The organism is Stenotrophomonas sp. 05L44_2 (assembly GCF_056665995.1).
Genome location: NZ_JBFTNR010000533.1, coordinates 1 through 2,926, shown reverse-complemented (window position 1 = coordinate 2,926; position 2,926 = coordinate 1). Strand labels below are relative to the sequence as shown.

Annotated in this window: 3 protein-coding genes and 1 pseudogene; 3 read left to right on the top strand and 1 reads right to left on the bottom strand. The window is 66.3% G+C overall.

Annotated features, from left to right (window positions below; genetic code table 11):
* The 3 genes from AC1VAN_RS16980 to AC1VAN_RS16970 form a co-directional block, all read left to right on the top strand.
* Nucleotides 1-754, top strand: a 754-nt coding sequence (locus tag AC1VAN_RS16980) for an Orn/Lys/Arg family decarboxylase (RefSeq protein WP_480986267.1), incomplete at its 5' end; no start/stop codon positions are given.
* 28 nt (nt 755-782) lie between these two features.
* Complete coding sequence (locus AC1VAN_RS16975) at nt 783-1,685, top strand: cation diffusion facilitator family transporter (protein WP_032975242.1); 903 nt, start codon at nt 783-785, stop codon at nt 1,683-1,685.
* A 108-nt stretch (nt 1,686-1,793) separates the two neighbouring features.
* Nucleotides 1,794-2,228: a RidA family protein gene (locus tag AC1VAN_RS16970; protein ID WP_025879232.1), complete on the top strand. Its 435-nt coding sequence runs from the start codon at nt 1,794-1,796 to the stop codon at nt 2,226-2,228.
* Here the strand turns inward: AC1VAN_RS16970 and AC1VAN_RS16965 are convergent.
* Nucleotides 2,225-2,926: pseudogene (locus AC1VAN_RS16965) on the bottom strand (energy transducer TonB family protein); the annotation flags it as partial. The gene AC1VAN_RS16970 and the pseudogene AC1VAN_RS16965 sit on opposite strands and share 4 nt — an antisense overlap.

The window sequence follows — 2,926 nt, the reverse complement described above, 5'->3', positions numbered from 1 at the left end:
GTGGTACCTGCAGCCCGATGCGCATTGGCACGGGTTCGAGAACCTGGTCGATGACTATGTGCTGATCGATCCGATCAAGGTGACCCTGTTGACGCCGGGGCTGTCGATGGACGGCAGCATGGGCAAGCTGGGCATCCCGGCTGCGGTGCTGAGCAAGTTCCTGTGGGGCCGCGGCATCACCGTGGAGAAGACCAACCTGTATTCGGTGCTGTTCCTGTTCTCGATGGGCATCACCAAGGGCAAGTGGAGCACGCTGGTTACCGAGCTGATGGCGTTCAAGGAGCTGTACGACCGCAACGCGCCGCTGACCCAGGCGCTGCCGTCGCTGGCCGCCGATTATCCCCATGCCTATGCCGGCTGGGGCCTGCGTGACCTGTGCGACGCATTGCATGCGTTCAACCAGGAGTTCGCGGTGGCCAAGGTGATGCGTGAGATGTACGTGGACCTGCCGACGCCGGTGATGACCCCGGCCGATGCCTACAACCACCTGGTGAAGGGCGAGATCGAGCGGGTCGACATCGAGCAGATCAGCGGCCGCATCGCTGCAACGATGCTGGTGCCGTATCCGCCGGGCATCCCCACGATCATGCCGGGCGAGCGCTTCGGCGACCACGACGAACCGATCATCCAGTCGCTGCGCATCGCCCGCGAGCAGAACGCGCGCTTCCCGGGCTTCGAGTCGGACGTCCATGGCCTTATCATCGAGCGCGATGGCGACGTGCCGTCCTACAAGGTGGAGGTGCTGAAGGCCTGAGCCGGTACGGTCGGCCCTTCGGCGGACGATGGATACCGCGCGCGAGCAACGCATCCTGAAGTTCTCGATCGGGGTCACCGTGGCGGTCAGTGCGGTCGGCTTCATCGGTGGCCTGCTGGTGGGATCGCAGGCCATCCTGTTCGACGGCATCTACAGCCTGGTCGACGTAGCCCTGACCCTGGTGTCGTTGTCGGTGCTGCGGCTGGTGGCGCGGGAGCACAGCCCGCGCTTCCAGTACGGCTATTGGCACCTGGAGCCGATGGTCGAGGCGCTGGGCGGGGTGATCCTGTCGCTGGCCTGCGTGTATGCGCTGGCCAACGCGGTGATCGGCTTGACCACCGGCGGGCACGAAGTGAAGTTCGGACCGGCGCTGTGGTGGGCGGCGCTGCTGAGTGCCAGCAACCTGGGCATGGCCGCGTTCGTGGCCCAGCGGGCCCGCAGGCTGCAGTCGGCATTGCTGTGGCTGGATGTGCGCGGCTGGTTGCTGGGGGGCTTGATGAGCCTGGCGGTGGTGCTGGCCTTCGTATTGGCGCTGGTGCTGCATGGTGGCCAGTGGCACTACTGGGTGCCCTATCTGGATTCGATCGTACTGGCGCTGATCAGCCTGGCGGTGTTGCCGGTGCCGGCGCGCAGTGCGTGGAAAGCCATGCGTGAAGTGTTGCAGGTGGCGCCCGATGACCTGGACGAGCGCGTGCAGCAGGTGATGCAGGCATTCGTGGCCGAGCATGGCTATGCCGGCTTCACCAGCCATGTAGCGAAGATGGGGCGGATGCGCTTCATCGAGATCCACATCCTGACGTCGCCGTCTACGCCGCTGGGCACGGTGGGTGAGGTGGATGCGATGCGCGATGAGATTGCAGTGCGGTTGGACGCGCGAAGCAGCACGTTCTGGCTGACGATCGATTTCACCGCGGATCCGGCGTGGACCTGATCCTTCCGATCGTTGCGTGCGTTGGACCGCTCTGTTGCATGCAATTGGTTTGACCTCAACAGCAGTTGAGGTCGCAGACTGCATCGCATTCCCCACAAGGCATGCGGTATGAACCTGCTGACCACCCCGGACTTCAGCCATGGCCTGCTGGATCTGTTCGATCCGCCCGGCCTGCACGATCCCAGTGCCAACGGATATTCGCATGTGGCGGTGGTGCGACTGCCAGCGCGTGTGATCCATATCGCCGGACAGGGAGGCGAGGACGACCAGGGAAGCCTGTCGCCGAGCTTCGAGGAGCAGGTGTCGCAGGCACTGGACAATCTGCAGACCGCGCTGCGGTCGGCGCATGCGGATCTGGCCGATGTTGCACGACTGCGGATCCTGGTGGTCGACCACGACGAGGATCGCCTGGGCATCATCGCCCGCCAGGTGCGGCGACGTTGGGCCAATCGCGCAGCGCCGACCTGCACGTTGATTCCGGTGCCGCGGCTGGCGTTGGACGGAATGCTGTTCGAGATCGAGGCAGAGGCCTACAGCGCTTAGCGCAGGTAGTACTCCACCGGCACCCACCAGTTCCTGCGGAGCTGGCAGTTCTTCTGGAATCCGGGGCAGAGGCTGGGCGCGGCGGAATGTCTGCAGCGCGCTTTCATCCAGCATCGGCTGTCCACTGGACTGTTCCAGGCGCAATGCCCGCAGGTGGCCGTCGCGGTCGATGCTGGCCCTGACCCATGCGGTGCCCTGCTGGCGCCGCGACCTCGCTGCGGCGGGGTAATAGCGGTAACGCTCCAGCCGCGCCATCAGGCGGGCTTCCCACTGGTCGCTGGCGGCGCCGGCCTGGAAGTCCGCCGGTGGTGCGTCCGGAGCGGGCGGTGCGGCCGTGATCGATGCCGGTGCGGAACGGGCATCGGTCGCGGCCGCAGGTGGGGCCACGGGCAAGGGCTGGTGGCCGTCGCCATTCTTCTCGCTGGCGGCGAGGTTGCCCTCGGGTGCCGCCGTGGCCCGCGGTGGTGGGGGTGTTTTCCGCGCCTCGGCTGCCCGCGATTGCTGGGCCTGGCTGAAGCGTTCGGACTGCAGTTCTTCCACCGGCTGCGGCGGCGTGGCTGGCGCCAGCAGGCGCAGGCTGATGCGCACGTCCTGTTCCGGCGGCGGCTGCAGCGGCGGGGTGGACATCCAGTGGACGAACAGCAGCAACGGCAGCAGGTGCAGCCCGATGCTGATCGTCACCGCTTGCCAGTGCTGCC